The following is a 17,156-nucleotide window of genomic DNA, read 5'->3' as shown; positions in this document are numbered from 1 at the left end:
GGTCCGTTCCCGGTGTCCGGCGCTGCCCAGCACCCGGGCGAGCGCCCGGTCCGCGCCCGCGTACAACGGCACCAGCACCAGGTCGTGCAGCACCGCCGCGCCCACGATCCACAGCGCCACCCCGAACCAGTCGTCCGCGAGCAGCCGCACCCCCGCGTACCCGGCGAGCGCGAACGAGGAGGCCAGCAGCAGGAGTTGGAGCGGGCTGCCGAGGGCCGGCCGCCTGAACGGAACGCGCATCACAGGTCTCCGAAGGTCATACGGGCCACCCATTTGGTGTTGAGTACTCCGGGTGCCGCGGGGACGATGACGCGGGCCGGGTAGCCGTGGTCGGGGGTGAGGTCCGCGCCGTTGACGAACAGGGCGAGCAGCGAGCGCGGGTCGCGGACCTGGTTGTCGCGCAGGGCGGACCGGCGGAACGCCCCGTGCCGTTGCAGGGATTCGACCAGGACATCGGGTGCCGTGTCCGTCTCGTAGCCGACGAGTGCCGCGAGGTCCCGCAGCCGTACGCCCCGCCACCACTGGTCGGACGTCGACCAGCCCTCCACACAGGCGATGGGCAACGCGGCGCTGTGCAGCGGGAGTTGGAGCAGCGCGACCCGACCGAGGCGGACCGTGCGGCCGTTGCCCTCGACGACCAGTCGCCAGGCGTCCTCGGAGGTCTCCCTGGCGTCGATCCCGACCGCGGCGGCTGTCTTGTTGATCTGGAAGGCGCCGGGTCCTGAGCCCGGTTCGGGCCCGCCGTGGGGTGCGAGCAGGGCCGTCTCCCGCAGTGGTCCGTCGAAGCCGCGGCCCACTGTCGTGCCGAACAGCAGCAGCGATCCGCCGCCGACCACACCGAGGGCGCCGCGGCGCGAGACGGTGGGTTCGGCGGGGTTCGGGGACACCAACTCCCCTTCCTCCGCAGGGTGTTCGCCTCTGATGTGGCGCAGGTTGCGCAGGGCCGCCGGTGTCTTCAGGACGGCGTGGGCGAGGAAGGCGGCGAAGAAGACCCAGGCGCCGTAGAAGTGCAGGGGGTAGAAGGAGCCGGGGAAGACGTAGTCGAGCTGGACGTTGAGGACGCCGGTGGTGAACTCGAACAGGCCGCCGCCCACGAGGAGCAGCAGCGAGAGCCGTTCCAGCGCGTGGGTGAGCGACCGGGCCGGCGGCAGGGCGAACAGCTTCGGGACGACCGACCAGAGCTTCGCCAGCAGTACGGGGATCAGTGCGATACCGAGGGTGACGTGCGTGCCCTGGGTGAGGCGGTACAGCCAGGACGGGTCGGTCGGCCAGGCGAAGAGATAGAAGCCGAGGAGGCCCTTGTCCGGGGTCTGGTCGTTGACCGGCGAGAGGTCCGGGTTGTAGGCCGCGTACGACAGCAGTCCCGTCACGAACAGCACGGTGATCCCGGCGAGCAGCACGATGCCCAGCACGGAGGTGAACCAGGGGCCGCGCAGCGGGCTGCGCCAGAAGTCGGGCGAAGAGGGGGAGCGTGGCATGCCCCGACCGTAGGCCGGGGACACCCCCCGAACGGGTTCGCAAACCATGACGAAACCCTGACGTCTGCCTCGGCGCCGGCTCCGCCGGGCGCACCCCGACCTAGCGTGTCGATGTGAACCGCGATCTTCTCGTCGACCGCGAGCGCCACCAAGGCGCCCGCCCCGTCGACCGTCCCCTTGCCGCTCCGGGCGACCACGTCCGCGATCTGTCGGCCGCCCTCGCCGCCGCACTGCTCGTCCTGGTGGCGGTGCTGGTCGGCACCGCGATCCAGGACCGTCACCACTCGCTCTTCGTCGCCTGGCCGCCCGTGTTCGCCCAGTGGCAGCCGCACGTCGGCCCGGGCACCCCGGCGGCGCTCGCCGTCGCGGTCGCCGTGGTGGCGTACGGTCCCGCGCTCGCCGCCCGACTGCCCTGGCGCGCGCTGCTGTTGACCGCCTGGGGCACCGCCATGGCGTGGACGTTCTCGCTGGCCCTGGTCGACGGCTGGCAGCGGGGCATCGCGGGACGGCTGACGACCACGAACGAGTACCTGACGGTCATCGGCCGCTTCCACGACATCCCCGCCACGCTGCGCGACTTCACCCACCACATCCTCAGCCACTCCCCCGCCCCCTGGCCCGCGCACATCGCCGGGCATCCCCCGGCGGCCACCGTCACCTTCGTCCTCCTGGACCGGATCGGACTGGGCGGCGGGGCCTGGGCGGGCGTCTGGTGCATCACCGTCGGGGCGACGGCGGGCGCGGCGGTCCTCGTCGCCGTGCGGGTGCTCGCCGGTGAGCAACTCGCCCGCCGCGCCGCCCCGTTCCTGGCCCTCGCCCCGGCCGCCGTGTGGGTGGGCACCTCGGCTGACGGGTACTTCGCGGCCGTCGCCGCCTGGTCCGTCGCGTTTCTCGCCCTCGCGGTCACCGGAGACCGGCCGCGCTCGGCCGGCCTCGCCGCCGGGCTGTTCCTCGGCCTCACCGCGTATCTGTCGTACGGGCTGACGCTGTTCGCGGTGATCGCGGGCGCCGCACTGTTGCTCGGGCAGCGGCGGCTTCGCCCACTTCCGTACGTCGTCGCCGGACTCGCCGTCGTACCAGTGGTGTTCACGCTGCTCGGCTTCAACTGGTGGGAGGCGTACCGCCTGTTGATCACCCGCTACTACGAAGGGGTCGGCGGGATCCGGCCGTACGGCTACTGGGTGTGGGCGAACCTGGCCTGCACCGTGCTGATCGTGGGCCCGGCGACGGTGGCGGGCCTGCGGCGGGCGGGCACCCGACTCCCGGAACTGCGGGGCGGTTTGCGCGCCGCCGTGCCCCAACCCCGGCTCGCCCTCATGGTGTTCGCCGCCCTGCTCGCCCTGCTCGTCGCGGATCTCTCCGGTATGAGCAAGGCGGAGACGGAGCGCATCTGGCTGCCGTTCGCGATGTGGCTGCTGCCCGCCTGCGCGTTCCTCCCCCGGCCCCGCGCCTGGCTCACCGCGCAGGCCGTCCTGGCCCTGCTCCTCAACCACCTGCTCCTGACGGGCTGGTGAGGCGCCGACACGGGCCTACGCCACCTCGTGGGGCTCCGGAGCCGTAGTGCTCACGTCGGTCACGGGGGCGGCCTTGTCCCGTCGGCGCCCGGTCAGGCGGGTGGCCAGCGGCTCGGTGTAGCGGGCGCTGAGCGGGCCCACGATCACCAGGATCAGCACGTACGCCGTCGCCAGCGGGCCGAGGGAGGGTTCGATGCCGGCCGTTACGGCGAGACCCGCGATGACGATGGAGAACTCGCCGCGGGCGACCAGGGTGCCGCCCGCCCGCCAGCGGCCCTTGGCGGAGATGCCCGCGCGCCGGGCCGCCCAGTAGCCGGTGGCGATCTTCGTGCCGGCGGTGACGATCGCCAGGGCGAGCGCGGGCAGCAGGACGGGCGGGATGCTCGCCGGGTCGGTGTGCAGGCCGAAGAAGACGAAGAACACGGCGGCGAACAGGTCCCGCAGCGGGGAGAGCAGGCTGTGCGCGCCCTCCGCGGCCTCTCCGGACAGGGCGATGCCGACCAGGAACGCGCCGACGGCGGCGGAGACCTGGAGCTGCTGGGCGAGTCCGGCGACCAGGAGGGTCAGGCCCAGGACGACCAGCAGCAGTTTCTCGGGGTCGTCGCTGGAGACGAAGCGGGAGATGTGGCGGCCGTAGCGGACCGCGACGAGCAGCACCAGGGCCGCGGCGCCGAGGGCGACGACCAGGGTGAGGCTGCCCGAGGCGAGGCCCGTGCCGGCGAGGAGTGCGGTGACGATCGGGAGGTAGACGGCCATCGAGAGGTCTTCGAGGACGAGGATGCTCAGGATGACGGGGGTCTCGCGGTTGCCGAGGCGGCCCAGGTCGCCGAGGACCTTGGCGATGACGCCGGAGGAGGAGATCCAGGTGACCCCGGCCAGCACCACCGCGGCGACCGGTCCCCAGCCGAGCAGCAGGGCCATCGCGGCACCGGGCAGCGCGTTGAGGGCGGCGTCGACGAGACCCGCGCTGTACTGGGTCTTGAGGTTGGAGACGAGATCGCTGGCCGTGTACTCCAGGCCGAGCATCAACAGCAGCAGGATGACGCCGATCTCGGCGCCGATGGCGACGAACTCCTCGCTGGTGCCGAGCGGCAGCAGTCCGCCCTCGCCGAACGCGAGCCCGGCGAGCAGATAGAGCGGTATCGGGGAGAACTGGAAGCGTGCGGCGAACCGGCCCAGCAGTCCCAGGGCCAGGATGATCGCGCCGAACTCGATCAGGAACCTCGCGGAGGAGTGCATCGCGCTCACTCCCGCCCGAGTATCGCGGCGGCCGACTCGACGCCCTCGCGCGTGCCGATCACGATCAGGGTGTCCCCGCCGGCCAGCCGGAATTCCGGTGTCGGGGAGGGCACGGCCTCGGCCCGGCGCAGCACGGCCACGATCGAGACACCGGTCTCGGTGCGCATCCTGGTCTCGCCGAGGAGCCGCCCGTTCCAGTACGAGAGCGCCGACAGCTGTATGCGCTCGGCGACCAGGCCCAGTTCGGTGGTGGACAGCAGGTTCGGGCTGTGGTGCTCGGGCAGCAGGGCGTCGACGAGCGCGGCCGTCTCCGCCGTGGTGAGCCGTACGGACAGGGCGCAGGCGTCGGGATCGTCCGAGCGGTAGGCGTTCAGGGTCCGTTCGCCGTCCCGGTGCGCGACCACCGACAGGACGCGCTGCTCACGTGTCGTCAGGTCGTAGCGGACTCCGATACCCGGCAACGGCGTACTGCTCACGCGTGGAGTACCCATGGCGTGTCCCCCCTGTTCCTCGCAGATCTCCGTGAACCTTACATGTTCTTGACTCTTCTTTGCCAGTTCTTGACCGATCCGCCGCCGGGCCCGAGTGGAGTAGACCTGCCCAACACGGGCAGAAGGGGTACCGGGTGAGAGGTGGATGGGCATGGGCACATCGTTCGCGGGCATGATCGCGGTCCGGCCGCCCGCCGCGTGGTGGCCCGCGCTGCGGCGGACGCCGGTCGCGCTGTGGAACGACGACATCACGGACTACGCGGCGGCGCTGACCTACTACGCGATCCTGGCCGTGCTCCCCGCGATGCTGGCGACGGTCCTGGGGTTCGGGATGATCAGCCCGGACACGGCCCAGGAGTTCATCAGCCATGTCGCCGCCTACGCCCCGGCCAACTCGGGCGCCGATCTGCACACCGTCCTGTCCCACGCGCTGGCCGCGGACGGCACCGCCTGGCCGCTGCTCGTGACCGGTGCGGGCAGCGCGCTGTGGTCGGCCTCCAGCTATCTCGCCGTGTTCCGCCGCGCCCTGCACCGGATGCACCACACCGAGGACCGGCGTTCGACCTGGCGCAAGGCGCACCGGATCGTGCTCACCGCGCTCCTGCTGCTCGGTCTGCTGCTGGTCGGCTCACTCACCCTCATCCTGACCGGCCCGCTCGCGGAGGTCGTCGGCCGGATGTTCGGCATGGGCACCACCGCGGCCTGGGCGTGGAGCCTGCTGCGCTGGCCGGTGCTGCTGTGCCTGGTGGCCCTCCTGGTCGTGGTCGTCTTCCACACCGGGCCGACCTCGGCACGCCGACGCGGGCACACCCTGCCCGGCGGCGCCCTGGCCGCCGCGCTGTGGCTGGCCGTCTCGGCGGGCTTCTCGTCGTACGCCTCGACCCTCGGCGCCTACAGCAGGCTCTACGGCTCGCTCTCCGGCATCGTCGTCTTCCTCGTCTGGCTGTGGCTGTCGAACCTGGCGCTGCTCACGGGGGCGCAGTTCGCGGCGGAACTGGCCGGGCCACCGCCTCGTCCAGTGCCTCGGTCACCCGGTCACAGCACGGGGAAGTCGGTCGTCCCGTAGGACTCCCCGGGCAGTGGATCCGGTACGCCGGCGGGGTCGAGGATGTGGGCGACGAGCGCGGCTGCCGTGTCGTGCCAGAGGCGGTGGCGGCGGAGCATGCCATGGTCGCCGCCGCCGATGAGGGCCATTCCGGTACGGGTCGCCGTGGCCCGCGCCCTGCGCACGCAGTCCGCCGAGTCGGCGGGTGACGTGACGTGGTCGTGGTCGCCGTGGAGGCAGACGATGTGCCGGCCAGCCGTCTGTTCCACCGGTTCGCCCGGCGGCCACCACGGCGCGAGCGCGACCACTCCGCGCACCTGCGGGTGACCGGCGGCGCGCAGGGCGGCCCGGCCGCCCATGGAGTGGCCGAGCAGCACGGTCGGTACGGGGCCCGCCAGTTCGGCGAGTTCGTCCAGCGCGCGGTGGGTGTCCCGCACGGGGTCGGCGCGGTCGCCGTTCCATCCGCGCACGCGGTACCGGGCCCGGGCGAGGAGGACGTCGTCGCCGGGCAGCGCACCGGACACCGCCCGCAGGAACGGTCCCATGCGCAGCGCGGCGAGCTGCCAGGGCCGGGCGGGGCGGAGACTCGTCTCCTGGCCGCCGTGCAGGACCAGGACGGCGGCCCTCGGACGCGCCGGACGGTGCCGGAGCAGCAGTGCGCCGCCGGGCGCGGGCGATGGAAGTTCTGTCTCGTCCTGCTGCACGAAGGTGTGCCCCCTCTTCCGCCGTTCCGGCCTTTCCGCGACCTCCGCGTCGCGGGTCACGGAGACGATCCTCCCCCGGCGCGCCGACCGGCGGCGCACCCGCCCCCGCGGCAGCCGGTCAGGATTGGAGAAGCCGCCGCCCGCTCCCCCGGCCTAGCCTGAATTCACCGGCGAAATCCGCCGGACCACGCTTCACGGAGGAGCTCGCCATGACCGACGGTCTGAACACGATCATCTACCCCGTCAAGGACCTCGACCGCGCGAAGGCCCTGTTCGGCGCCCTGCTGGGGGTCGAGCCGTACGCGGACGAGCCGTACTACGTCGGCTACAAGGCCGCAGGGCAGGACGTCGGTCTCGACCCGAACGGGCACTCCCGGGGCATGACCGGACCGGTTCCGTACTGGACCGTGGACGACATCCGGACGCGGGTGGCGGCGCTGGTGGAGGCGGGAGCCGAGCTGGTCCAGGACGTCCAGGACGTCGGCGGCGGCAAGCTGATCGCCTTCGTGAAGGACGCGGACGGGAACTTCGTCGGGCTGACCCAGAATCCGGCCGCCTGACACCGCTGCCGCACGGGACAGGCCATCCGCCCGCGCTACTTGCACACGCACTAGTTGCAGACTCAACGATTGGCCGGTTCGGTGTTACCGTGCAGGTATGGCAGTGAAGTCGGCCGACGCCCGGCAACTAGAGGACCAGTGGCGGGACATCCTGTCCGTGCACGCGCGGACGATGTGCGAGATCGACCGTGTGCTGCATCCGCACGGGCTGGGCGCGAGCGACTTCGAGGTGCTGGACATGCTCGCGTCCGAGGCGCCCCGGGCCGGCGACCAGTGCCGGGTGCAGAACCTGGTCGGACGGGTCCATCTCAGCCAGAGCGCGCTCTCCCGGCTCATCGGCCGGCTGGAGAAGGACGGCCTCGTGGAACGCTCCGTGTGCGTCGAGGACCGGCGCGGGGTGTGGGTCGCGCTGACCCGCAAGGGCCGCGATCTGCACGCGGAGGTACTGCCGCTCCAACGGGGCGTGCTGGCAAGGATGTTGGACAGCACGCAGGAGTAGCCGCCACCAGCCCGCCCGCCTCACACCACGAACTCCGCTCCGTCCATGAGCACTTCGGCCCCCGCGCCGCTCACCTGCGCCCGCGCCGTCGAGCCGGGGTCGAGCAGCGGGTTCGCGTTGTCGAGGTGGGTGTAGATCCGGCGGACACCGGGGTGACTGGCGAGGGCGGTGAGGCTGCCGCCGGGGCCGGTGACGGGCAGGTGTCCGGCGCCCGCCTCGTCCGTGTCGAAGAAGGTGCCGTCCAGCACCGCGCAGTCCACCGACTCCAACAGGTCGTCGAAATCGTCCGTCCAGGCGGCGATGCGCGGTGCATAGACGAACGCCCCGCCGGTCGCCAGATCCTCGACGCGGTACGCGACCACCCAGCGGTCGTCGGGCCGACGGGGCGGCACGTACTCGGGTGGCCTGTCGCCCACCGGATGGGCCGTGACGACCAGCCCTCCGGCAAGCACGAACCCGCCCTCGGCGAGGCCGTCGGCCCACTCCCAGGGGGCGTAGCGGTCGAGGACTGCCCGGGCCGGGGTGAGCGCGCTGAGGACGGGCCGCGGGGCGTACACCTTGAGGCCCGCCGCACCGCGCAGCACGGTCAGACCGGCCACATGGTGGGGCTCCGCGTCGGTGAGGAGCACACCGCGCACGGGGGTGTCGCGCGGGCCGGGGCCCGGCCAGAGGGCGGAGGTGGCGGCGAGTTGGGTGCGGATGTCGGGCGAGGCGTTGAGCAGCCACCAGTCGCGCTCGTTGCCGGTGACGGCCACACAGTCCTGGGTGCGCGGGGGCAGTTTCCCGTCGCGGGCGGCGGCGCACAGCGCGCAGGCGCAGTTCCACTGCGGGAAACCACCACCGGCGGCCGTACCGAGCAGGACGACCCTCACGACGATCGCGCCCCCTTGCAGAATCGGAATCAGCGTCGGAATGGACTCAGCGAATCTCCCCGGGGGATCTTTCCTCCGAAACGGGCCGGACTACCCCGTCGCAGGGGGCAGTTCCGGCCGATCTGCGACCGGGGCGCGCCTCAGCGCAGCAGATCCCGTACGGCGGCGAAGGCCGCGTCGACCGTCGCCGGATCGGCGCCCGGGCGGGCGAGCGCGCTCATGGGGATCGGGGTGACCGAGGGCAGGCCGTCGTACGGGGTCAGGCCGTCCGGGGCCGATCCGACGGCGGCGAGCAGGGCGACGCCCTGGCCGGTGCGGGCGATGTCGAGGACGCCCGCGAGATAGCCGGCGTCGCCGACGACCGCTGCGGGTACGCCGTGCGCGGCGAGGGTGGAGATGGCGCGGCGGCGGATCGCGCACGGGTCCTCGATGGCGACGAGCGGGACGGGTGCGGGCGCTGCCGGTGGCCGCCAGCCGGGCGTGGCGTGCCAGGTCAGCGGGAGGCCGCCGACCGGTGTGCCCTCGGTGGCGGCGGCCTCGGTGACGTAGACCGCGACGTCGACGCTGCCGCGTTCCACCGCCTCTACGAGGCGAGCCGAGCGGTCGATGCGGAAGCGGACCCGGCAGCCCGGCCGTACCTCCTGGACTGCCGCGGTCAGCCGTGGCAGAAACTGGTCGGCCGCGTGTTCGGTGGAGCCGATGGTGACGGTGTCGCCGTCGACGTCGAGCAGGGTGCGTACGGCCTCGTCGTGCACGGCGAGGATGCGCCGGGCCTGTTCGAGGAGCAGTCGCCCCTCGGGCGTGAACCGGGTGCCGCGCCCCTCCCGCTCGACGATCGGCAGCCCGAGCGTCTTCTCCAGCCTGCGCACATGCTGGCTGACCGCGGACTGGCTCAGGGCGAGGGCCCGGGCCGCGCGATGGAAGCCGCCGCAGTCGGCTATCGCGGTCAGGCTGCGCAGGGCCACGATGTCGAGGACAGGTTGGGGCATGCCGGTGACGGTAGCCGTTTCGGGCATCGATCGCGATAGCTGATCGATTTCGATGCGGAATCATCGTTGGACGCGATCGGTCGGATCCGGTCATGATGAGCGCATGCTGCACACGACCGCTTTCGCTGCCTTTCTGACGCAGCGCCGAGTCATCGACTTCGGCGTGGCGTGCAGCGCGCGCTGTCGTTGACCAACCGCCTCTCCGCGGCACCCTTCCCGAGTTCTCGCTGATCACGTCCGCCCTGCGCACGGACACGTGACGGCAGCTCCGGCCTGCCCGCTTCCTCCCTCCTTGCGCTGAATTCCCCTCCCCTTTCCCCTCGTTGGGAGTTGTCACCCCATGCCCTCTCACTCCGTCTCGTCCTGGGACGAACCCGAAGGCCTCGCCGCGCGCGGCACGTTGATCGTGCTGGCCGGGCGGGGCGAACACGGCGGTGTCTACGAGCGGTTCGGCCGCCGGCTCGGCTACGACGCCTATCGCGTCCGCGCCCTCGGCGACCCGGCCGCCGACCCCGCCGTACTGGAGCGGGCCGCCAAGCTGCTCGCCGACGAGTCACTGCCGGGCCCGAAGGTGCTGGTCGGTTCCGACACCGGCGCGCTTCACGCCCTCCAGCTCGCCGCGGAGCAGACCGCGGGCATCGACGCGCTGATCCTGGCCGGCCTGCCCACCGGCACCTGGACGGCGGGGAGTTGGGAGGAGGAGGCCGCGGCACGCACCGCCTGCCCGACCCATCAGGGGCGCCTCACCAACGACCCCGGGTTCCGCCGGGGCGCCATCGACGACGACCCCGGGTTGCCCGAGCCGCGCCTTGACCTGGTGCGTCTCCCGGTGCTGGCCCTGCACGGCAGGGCCGACACGATCAGCCCGCTCGACCGGGCACTGAGCGTCTACGACGGTCACCCGAACGTGCACACCGTGACCTTCGTGGACGGCCGGCACGACGTCCTCAACGACGCCCTGCACCGCACCGTCGCCGCGACGGTCGTCCTCTTCCTCGAACGGCTCCGCCTCTCCCCCGAACTCCCCCCGATCGCCGAGGAGTTGACATGAGCCGCCGTGTGACGACCACGGTCCCCGAGCTGGCCGAACTCCTCGGCGCCGAGCAGCCGCCGGTGCTCCTCGACGTCCGCTGGGCCCTCGGAGATCCCTACGGCCGTGACCACTATGCCGACGGGCACATCCCCGGCGCGGTCTATGTCGACCTGGACACCGAACTGGCCGCACCGGCAAGCCCGGAGGGCGGCCGGCATCCGCTGCCCGACCTCGCGGAACTGCAGGAATCCGCCCGCCGCTGGGGCATCGGGAGCGGGCGGTCCGTCGTGGTCTACGACGACCTGGGCAACACTGCGGCGGCCCGCGCCTGGTGGCTGCTGCGCTACACCGGTGTCGCCGAAGTGACGCTGCTGGACGGGGCGTTGGGCGCCTGGCGCACGGCCGGGCTGCCGCTGGAGTCCGGGATTCCCGCCGATCCGGAACCTGGTGACGTCGTACTCCGTGCGGGTGCGCTGCCGATCACCGACGCCGACGGCGCCGCCGAACTCGCCGCCTCCGGGCTGCTGTTGGACGCCCGCGCCGGAGAGCGGTACCGGGGCGAGGTCGAGCCGGTGGACCCGCGCGCGGGGCACATACCGGGGGCGGTGTCCGCGCCGACCGGGGAGAACCTGACGGCGGACGGGATCTTCCACTCGCCCGAGGAGCTGCGCAAGCGGTTCGAGGAGCGGGGTGCCGGGGCCGCGTCACGCATCGGCGTGTACTGCGGGTCCGGGGTCACCGCAGCTCATCAGATCGCGGCACTGGAGATCGCCGGGTTCGACGCGACGCTCTTTCCCGGCTCCTGGTCCGCCTGGTCCGCCGACCCCGCCCGACCGGCGGCGACAGGAGGCCGGCCATGACGACAAAACCGCTGAACGCGCCGGTGCTGCCCGCGCAGTCGGCCCCCGAGGACAAGGCCCCGGCAGCGGCGGCCCGCGTCACCATCCGCGGCACGGCGAAGACCGCCCGCCGCTTCACCGTCCCCCGTTCCGTGCGGCGGGCCGCCGGACCGGTCGGCCTCGTGCTGCTCTGGTTCCTGACCTCCGCCACCGGGGTGCTGCCCGAGTCCGTGCTGGCCTCCCCCGTCGACGTCATCCGCCAGGCGGTGGACCTGACGAAGGACGGTGAACTCCCCCGCGCCATCGCCGCGTCGGGCCGCCGTGCCGCCATCGGCTTCCTCATCGGCGCGAGCGTCGCGCTCGTCCTGTCGCTGACGGCCGGGCTGTTCCGGCTCGGCGAGGACGTCATCGACTCCTCGATGGGCATGTTCCGGGCGATCCCCTGGGTGGGGCTGATCCCGCTCTTCATCGTCTGGTTCGGCATCGAGGAGACCCCGAAGATCGCCCTGGTCGCACTCGGTGTGACCTACCCGCTCTACTTCAACATCTACGGCGGCATCCGCTCCACCGACGCCCAACTCGTCGAGGCCGCGCGGATGATGGGGCTCGGCCGGCTCGGTCTGATCAAGTACGTGATCCTGCCGAGCGCACTGCCCGGGGCACTCGTGGGACTCCGGTACGCGCTGTCCACCGCCTGGCTGGCCCTGGTCTTCGCCGAGCAGATCAACGCCGACGCGGGGCTCGGCTATCTGATGAGCAACGCCCAGCAGTACTTCCGCACCGACGTCATCGTGCTCTGCCTCGTCGTGTACGCGCTGCTCGGGCTGGCCTGCGACTTCGCCGTACGGATCCTGTCGCGCCGCCTGCTGACCTGGCGGGCCAACTTCGAGGGCGAGGCGTAGAGATGGCCAACTCCGTTGAGATACGAGGCCTTTCGCGGGCCTTCGACGGCAACACCGTGCTGCACGACCTCGATCTGGACATCCGCGAGGGCGAGTTCGTGGCCCTGCTCGGGCACAGCGGCTGCGGCAAGTCGACGCTGCTGCGGATCCTCGCGGGGCTCGACGACGAGATCGGCGGCGAGGTGACCGTGCCCGCGCGGCGCAGCGCGGCCTTCCAATCGCCGCGCCTGCTCCCCTGGTTGAAGGTGTGGCGCAATGTCGTGCTCGGGCTGCCCGGCCGCCCGGACCGGGCGCTCGCGGAGAAGGCGCTCGACGAGGTCGGCATCGCGGAGCGCGCGACCGTCTGGCCGAAGACGCTGTCCGGAGGTCAGGCCCAGCGGGTCTCGCTGGCCCGTGCCCTGGTCCGTGAGCCCGAACTCCTTTTGCTGGACGAGCCGTTCGGCGCTCTGGACGCGCTGACCCGGGGCAAGGTGCAGGCGCTCGTCGCCGAGCTGTGGCGGCTGCACGGGTGCGCGATCCTCCTGGTCACCCATGACGTGGAAGAGGCGCTGCTGCTCGCCGACCGCGTGCTGGTGATGGACGAGGGGCGTATCGCCCACGAATTGACCGTCGACCTGCCCCGTCCCCGTGATCTGACCGCCCCCGAGTTCGTGACCCTGCGCGCCCGCCTCCTGAACTGGCTCGGCGTGACCCGCACCCTGGAAGGAACCCCCTCGTGATCCGCAGAATCGCCGCCGCCTCCCTGAGCCTGACCGCCCTGCTGGCGCTGAGCGCCTGCGGCGCCGACTCCTCGGCGGACACCGCCTCCGGCGGGCAGGTCACCCTCACCATCGGCGACCAGGCCAAGACCCTCCAGACGATCATCGCCGCCTCCGACGCGCTCAAGGGCGCCAAGTACAAGGTGAAGTGGGCCGAGTTCCAGGGCGCGGCCCCGCTCTACCAGGCGGTTCAGGCCAACGCGGCCGACACCGGGTTCTCCGCCGACCTCCCCGCGCTCCAGGCGCTCAGCGGCGGCGTCAAGATCAAGAACATCGCCGCCCTCAAGAACGACGGCACACACGTCGGGATCGTCGTCCGCAAGGACTCCGGCATCGCCGGCGTGAAGGACCTCAAGGGCCAGAAGGTCGTGGTGTCCTCGGCGAAGGGCAGCGTCTCGGAGTATCTGCTGGCCAACGTCCTCAAGCAGAACGGGCTCAGCTACAAGGACGTCAAGGTGCAGTACCTGCTGCCGACCGACGCGCAGGCCGCGTTCGCCTCCGGGAAGATCAAGATCTGGGCGACCTTCGGCGTCTACCAGGCCGTCGGTCTTGAGCAGGGCGGCAAGTTGCTCGTCGACGGCGGGGACGGCCGGGTCAGCGGCATCGGCTTCATCAACGCCTCCGACAAGGCCCTCGCGAACTCGGCGAAGAAGACCGCCCTCAGCGACTTCCTCAACCGCCTGAGCACGGCACTGAAGTGGACCAGCACCCACCAGGACGCGTACGCGAAGGCCATCGAGCAGCGCAACGGCGCCGACGCCTCGGTGGCGAAGACGCTCGCCTCGGCCGCCTACAGCCAGGTGCTGCCGATCACCTCGGACGTCGACACGACCGTCCAGCAGGTCGCCGACCTCATGAACGGCATCGGGGTCCTCGACCCGAACGTCGAAGTGGCCAAGGCCGCCGACACCTCCCTGCTCAAGTGACCTTCACGTCTTAGGAGTTCGCTCATGCCTGTCGAGTTCATCAGCGCCGTCCACACCGACTCCGGGGCCTCGGGTCCCGCCGCATCGAGCCGTACCGGCCTCGACGTCGACCACCTGCGCAAGTACGCCCGCGCGCTCGACGACGGCGGTTTCGACCACACCCTGGTCGCCTACCACTCGGCCTCGCCGGACGCCTTCCAGATCGCCCAGTTCGTCGCCACCCACACCGAGCGGATCCGCCCGATCCTCGCCCATCGACCCGGCGTGATCTTCCCGACGCACTCGGCCCGCGCCCTGGCCACGCTGGACCAGATCAGCAACGGCCGGCTGACGCTCCACATCATCTCCGGGGGCAGCGACGAGGAGCAGCGCCGGGAGGGCGACTACCTCAACAAGGAGGAGCGGTACGAGCGTTCGGACGAGTACATCCAGATCCTGCGGAAGGTGTGGCAGGCCGAGGGACCCGTCTCGCACGAGGGCAAGTACTTCCGCTTCGAGGGCTACTACTCCGATGTGAAGCCGGTGAACGGGCTGGTCCCGATCTCGGTCGGCGGCTCCTCGCAGGACGCGTACCGGGTGGGCGGCCAGCAGGGCGACATCTTCGGGCTGTGGGGCGAGCCGCTGAAGGAGACGGCCGAGCAGATCGCCGCCGTCAACGCGGTCGCCGACGCGGCCGGGCGCCCACACCCCCGTATCTGGGTGTCGTTCCGCCCGATCATCGCACCCACGGAAGAACTGGCCTGGGAGAAGGCCCACCGCACGCTCGGTGTCCTCAAGGACCAGGCGAAGAACACCGAGTTGCTCCGCCACTACCGCACCACCGGCCGCCCGGCGAACGTAGGCTCGCAGCGCCTCCTCGACATCGCCGAGCGCGGCGAGGTCCAGGACCGCTGCCTGTGGACCGCCCCCGCCGTCGCCACCAACGCGGCCGGTGCGTCAACTGCCCTTGTGGGCACGCCCGAGACGGTCGCGCAGGCACTCCTCGACTACGTCGACATCGGCTGCGACCTGCTGTCGATCCGCGGCTACGACCCGCTCAACGACGCGATCGACTACGCCCGGCACGTCCTGCCCCTGGTCCGCCAGGAACTCGCCCACCGGGCGACGACCTCGCACGCCGCCTGATCCGCTCTTCCCCCTCTGATTGCGAACCCCCTTATGGAGACACCGTGTTGTTGCGTCACACCCTGCGCGCGTCCACCGCCGCCCTCGCCCTCCTGCTGCCCTTCGCCGCGGCCTGCGGAGGCAGCGCGACCGCCGACTCCTCGTCCTCCGACGTCTCCTCCGTGACCCTGCGGGTCGGTGACACCGGCTGGAAGGTCGACGAGGCCGTCCTCAAGTACGCCCACCTCGACGACACCCCGTACAAGGTGAAGTGGAACCTGTTCCCGGGCGGCGACAAGCAGCTCCAGGCCGTCCGCGCCGGAGCACTGGACCTCGCCTCCTCCAGCGAGATCCCGCCCATCTTCTCGGCCGCCGACGGCAAGCCCAACTTCAAGGTCGTCGCCGTCCAGCGCGGCACCACCCTCAACCAGGAGGTCGTCGTCCCAAAGGGCTCGAAGGTGACCGACATCGCCGGTCTGAAGGGCAGGAAGGTCGGCTACGTCCAGAACACCACCGCCCACTACTTCCTGTACGAACTCCTGAAGCAGGCCGGCCTCAAGTGGTCGGACATCGACGCGAAGCCGCTGCTGCCCAACGACGGCCTCGCGGCCCTGAACGGCGGCTCCATCGACGCCTTCGCCTCCTACGGCACGTCGATCATCACGGCCCACCAGCAGGGCGCCCGCACGGTCGGCTCCGGCGCGGACATCCTGTCGGGCAACTTCCTCTGGTCGGCGCGCGACAGCGTCCTCAAGAGCCGCGCCCAGAAGGCCGCCGCGGCCGATCTGATCGCCCGGATCACCAAGGCCTACGCCTACATCCGCGACGGCCACGTGGACGGCTTCGCGAAGGTCACCGCCGACGCCACCCACCAGCCGGTGGCACAGGCCAAGTCGGACCTGGTCGCCGCCCAGAAGCAACGTCCCACGCAGGCCCGGACGGTGGGCGACGACACGATCGCCTCGCAGCAGAAGGTGGCCGACGCCTTCACCGAACTCGGCGCGCTGAAGGAGCACTTGGACGTGAAGTCCTTCTGGACCACCGAACTCAACGCCGACCTGAGGAAGGCCCTGTGACCGCCCGTATCGCCGAACTGGCCGCCGGCTACGACCGGTCGGGCGCCTTCCCCGCCGAGTCCCTCCGCATCGCCCATGAGGCCGGACTGCTCACCGCGACCATCGGGAAGCAGTACGGCGGTCAAGGCGCCCGGGTCGAGGAGAGCGCGCGCATCCTGCACCGGATCGGCCGGGGCGACCCGTCCGTCGCCCTGATCGCGGCGATGACCCTCAACACGCACGCCCGGCAGGCCGTACAGCCGCACTGGCCCGAGGAGTTGTACGCACGGCTCGTCAAGGAGTCCTTCGAACGGCCGGTACTCGTCAACCACGCACGTGTGGAGCCCGAGTTGGGCTCGCCCGCACGCGGCGGCCTCCCCTCGACCCTCGCCCGGCGCACTCCCGACGGCTGGTCGCTCAACGGCACCAAGCGCTTCGTGACCGGTGCGGAGGGCCTGGACTGGTTCCTGGTGTGGGCCACCACCGACGAACCGGAGCCACGCGTCGGCACCTTCCTGGTGCCGGGCGGCTCCCCCGGTATCGAAGTCACCGGCCGCTGGGACCAGTTGGGCCTGCGGGCCAGCGGCAGCCATGACGTGACGTTCCGGGATGTGGAGATCCCCTACGAGCACGTCATCGGCATCGGCCCGTACGGCGCGGCGGCCGAGCAGGACAACCGGGCGGGCGCGGCCCTCCATCTCCCCCTCGCAGCCCTCTACTTGGGGGTCGCGCGGGCCGCGCAGTCCTTCTTCCACACGTTCGCCCACGAGCGCGTGCCCGCCAACCTCGGTCATCCGGTGGCCCGTACGGAGCGGTTCCGCAGGACCGCCGGGGAGATCGAGGTGCTGCTGACCGCCGCCGAGGAGCTGGTGTTCGGCGGAGCCGCGCGCGTTGACGCGGCCGACACCTCCTACACCCCCGAACAGGCAATGGGGGCAAGGGTGTTGGCCGACCGGCACGGTGTGCGGGCGGTGGAGCTGACGGTACGGCTGCTCGGCAATCCCGGACTCGCCCGGGGCAACCCGCTGGAGCGGCACTTCCGGGACATCCAGTGCGCGCCGGTCCACGCGCCCCAGGAGGACATCTCCCTGCTCGCGATCGGAACGAAGGCGTTGAATCCGTGAACGCACGCACAGTGAAGGTACGGA

Annotated in this window: 18 protein-coding genes; 12 read left to right on the top strand and 6 right to left on the bottom strand. The window is 71.6% G+C overall.

What is annotated here, in order from left to right:
• Positions 1-239: 239 nt before the first annotated feature.
• Complete coding sequence (locus ACFXC1_RS28630) at positions 240-1,478, bottom strand: molybdopterin-dependent oxidoreductase (protein ID WP_381247487.1); 1,239 nt, start codon at positions 1,476-1,478, stop codon at positions 240-242.
• A gap of 113 nt (positions 1,479-1,591) precedes the next feature.
• On the opposite strand from ACFXC1_RS28630, the gene ACFXC1_RS28625 reads away from it, so the two are divergent.
• The gene (locus tag ACFXC1_RS28625) at positions 1,592-2,992 is read left to right on the top strand and encodes a hypothetical protein (protein ID WP_381247485.1); all 1,401 of its coding nucleotides are present in this window, start codon (positions 1,592-1,594) and stop codon (positions 2,990-2,992) included.
• A gap of 15 nt (positions 2,993-3,007) precedes the next feature.
• Here the strand turns inward: ACFXC1_RS28625 and ACFXC1_RS28620 are convergent, their stop codons facing one another.
• Both ACFXC1_RS28620 and ACFXC1_RS28615 read right to left on the bottom strand, forming a co-directional pair.
• On the bottom strand, positions 3,008-4,231 hold the full coding sequence (locus ACFXC1_RS28620) for a cation:proton antiporter (RefSeq protein WP_381247482.1): 1,224 nt from the start codon (positions 4,229-4,231) through the stop codon (positions 3,008-3,010).
• Between the two features lie 5 nt (positions 4,232-4,236).
• The gene (locus ACFXC1_RS28615; protein ID WP_381247480.1) at positions 4,237-4,722 is read right to left on the bottom strand and encodes a cation:proton antiporter regulatory subunit; all 486 of its coding nucleotides are present in this window, start codon (positions 4,720-4,722) and stop codon (positions 4,237-4,239) included.
• Between the two features lie 145 nt (positions 4,723-4,867).
• Between ACFXC1_RS28615 and ACFXC1_RS28610 the strand changes: the two genes are divergently transcribed.
• Entirely contained in the window at positions 4,868-5,788 is a 921-nt protein-coding gene (locus ACFXC1_RS28610) for a YihY/virulence factor BrkB family protein (RefSeq protein WP_381247476.1), read from the top strand.
• On the opposite strand, the gene ACFXC1_RS28605 is transcribed toward ACFXC1_RS28610, so the two are convergent.
• Positions 5,758-6,423 (bottom strand): alpha/beta family hydrolase, encoded by a 666-nt coding sequence (locus ACFXC1_RS28605; RefSeq protein WP_381247780.1) that lies wholly within the window; start codon positions 6,421-6,423, stop codon positions 5,758-5,760. The genes ACFXC1_RS28610 and ACFXC1_RS28605 overlap by 31 nt on opposite strands.
• A gap of 257 nt (positions 6,424-6,680) precedes the next feature.
• Between ACFXC1_RS28605 and ACFXC1_RS28600 the strand changes: the two genes are divergently transcribed.
• Positions 6,681-7,031 carry a VOC family protein gene (locus ACFXC1_RS28600; RefSeq protein ID WP_019075909.1) on the top strand — a complete coding sequence of 117 codons (351 nt, stop codon included), beginning with the start codon at positions 6,681-6,683 and terminating at the stop codon, positions 7,029-7,031.
• A gap of 97 nt (positions 7,032-7,128) precedes the next feature.
• Positions 7,129-7,530 carry a MarR family winged helix-turn-helix transcriptional regulator gene (locus tag ACFXC1_RS28595; RefSeq protein WP_381247473.1) on the top strand — a complete coding sequence of 134 codons (402 nt, stop codon included), beginning with the start codon at positions 7,129-7,131 and terminating at the stop codon, positions 7,528-7,530.
• A 20-nt stretch (positions 7,531-7,550) separates the two neighbouring features.
• Here ACFXC1_RS28595 and pqqB read toward each other — a convergent pair whose 3' ends face one another.
• A complete protein-coding gene (gene pqqB, locus ACFXC1_RS28590) occupies positions 7,551-8,402 on the bottom strand; it encodes a pyrroloquinoline quinone biosynthesis protein PqqB (protein ID WP_381247470.1) in 852 nt (283 codons plus the stop codon).
• Between the two features lie 140 nt (positions 8,403-8,542).
• Positions 8,543-9,391: a LysR family transcriptional regulator gene (locus tag ACFXC1_RS28585; RefSeq protein WP_043260479.1), complete on the bottom strand. Its 849-nt coding sequence runs from the start codon at positions 9,389-9,391 to the stop codon at positions 8,543-8,545.
• A 340-nt stretch (positions 9,392-9,731) separates the two neighbouring features.
• On the opposite strand from ACFXC1_RS28585, the gene ACFXC1_RS28580 reads away from it, so the two are divergent.
• From ACFXC1_RS28580 to ACFXC1_RS28545, 8 genes are read left to right on the top strand one after another with little or no spacing between them, the layout of a single operon-like run.
• Positions 9,732-10,442 (top strand): alpha/beta hydrolase, encoded by a 711-nt coding sequence (locus tag ACFXC1_RS28580; protein ID WP_381247467.1) that lies wholly within the window; start codon positions 9,732-9,734, stop codon positions 10,440-10,442.
• Positions 10,439-11,284 carry a sulfurtransferase gene (locus tag ACFXC1_RS28575; RefSeq protein ID WP_381247465.1) on the top strand — a complete coding sequence of 282 codons (846 nt, stop codon included), beginning with the start codon at positions 10,439-10,441 and terminating at the stop codon, positions 11,282-11,284. Before ACFXC1_RS28580 ends, ACFXC1_RS28575 begins: the two co-directional genes overlap by 4 nt.
• Positions 11,281-12,165: an ABC transporter permease gene (locus ACFXC1_RS28570; protein ID WP_381247462.1), complete on the top strand. Its 885-nt coding sequence runs from the start codon at positions 11,281-11,283 to the stop codon at positions 12,163-12,165. Before ACFXC1_RS28575 ends, ACFXC1_RS28570 begins: the two co-directional genes overlap by 4 nt.
• Positions 12,166-12,167: 2 nt before the next feature.
• Positions 12,168-12,884: an ABC transporter ATP-binding protein gene (locus ACFXC1_RS28565; RefSeq protein WP_381247459.1), complete on the top strand. Its 717-nt coding sequence runs from the start codon at positions 12,168-12,170 to the stop codon at positions 12,882-12,884.
• On the top strand, positions 12,881-13,849 hold the full coding sequence (locus ACFXC1_RS28560) for an ABC transporter substrate-binding protein (protein ID WP_381247457.1): 969 nt from the start codon (positions 12,881-12,883) through the stop codon (positions 13,847-13,849). The genes ACFXC1_RS28565 and ACFXC1_RS28560 overlap by 4 nt, the downstream gene beginning before the upstream one ends.
• Before the next feature lie 24 nt (positions 13,850-13,873).
• Positions 13,874-14,974 (top strand): LLM class flavin-dependent oxidoreductase, encoded by a 1,101-nt coding sequence (locus ACFXC1_RS28555; protein WP_381247454.1) that lies wholly within the window; start codon positions 13,874-13,876, stop codon positions 14,972-14,974.
• 44 nt (positions 14,975-15,018) lie between these two features.
• A complete protein-coding gene (locus ACFXC1_RS28550) occupies positions 15,019-16,029 on the top strand; it encodes an ABC transporter substrate-binding protein (RefSeq protein ID WP_381247451.1) in 1,011 nt (336 codons plus the stop codon).
• Complete coding sequence (locus ACFXC1_RS28545) at positions 16,026-17,132, top strand: acyl-CoA dehydrogenase family protein (protein ID WP_381247448.1); 1,107 nt, start codon at positions 16,026-16,028, stop codon at positions 17,130-17,132. Before ACFXC1_RS28550 ends, ACFXC1_RS28545 begins: the two co-directional genes overlap by 4 nt.
• The last annotated feature ends 24 nt before the right edge of the window (positions 17,133-17,156 follow it).

Origin of the sequence: Streptomyces hokutonensis (genome assembly GCF_042751305.1) — a bacterium.
GTDB lineage: Bacteria > Actinomycetota > Actinomycetes > Streptomycetales > Streptomycetaceae > Streptomyces > Streptomyces hokutonensis_A.
This window is presented reverse-complemented; position numbering and strand designations above follow the sequence as displayed.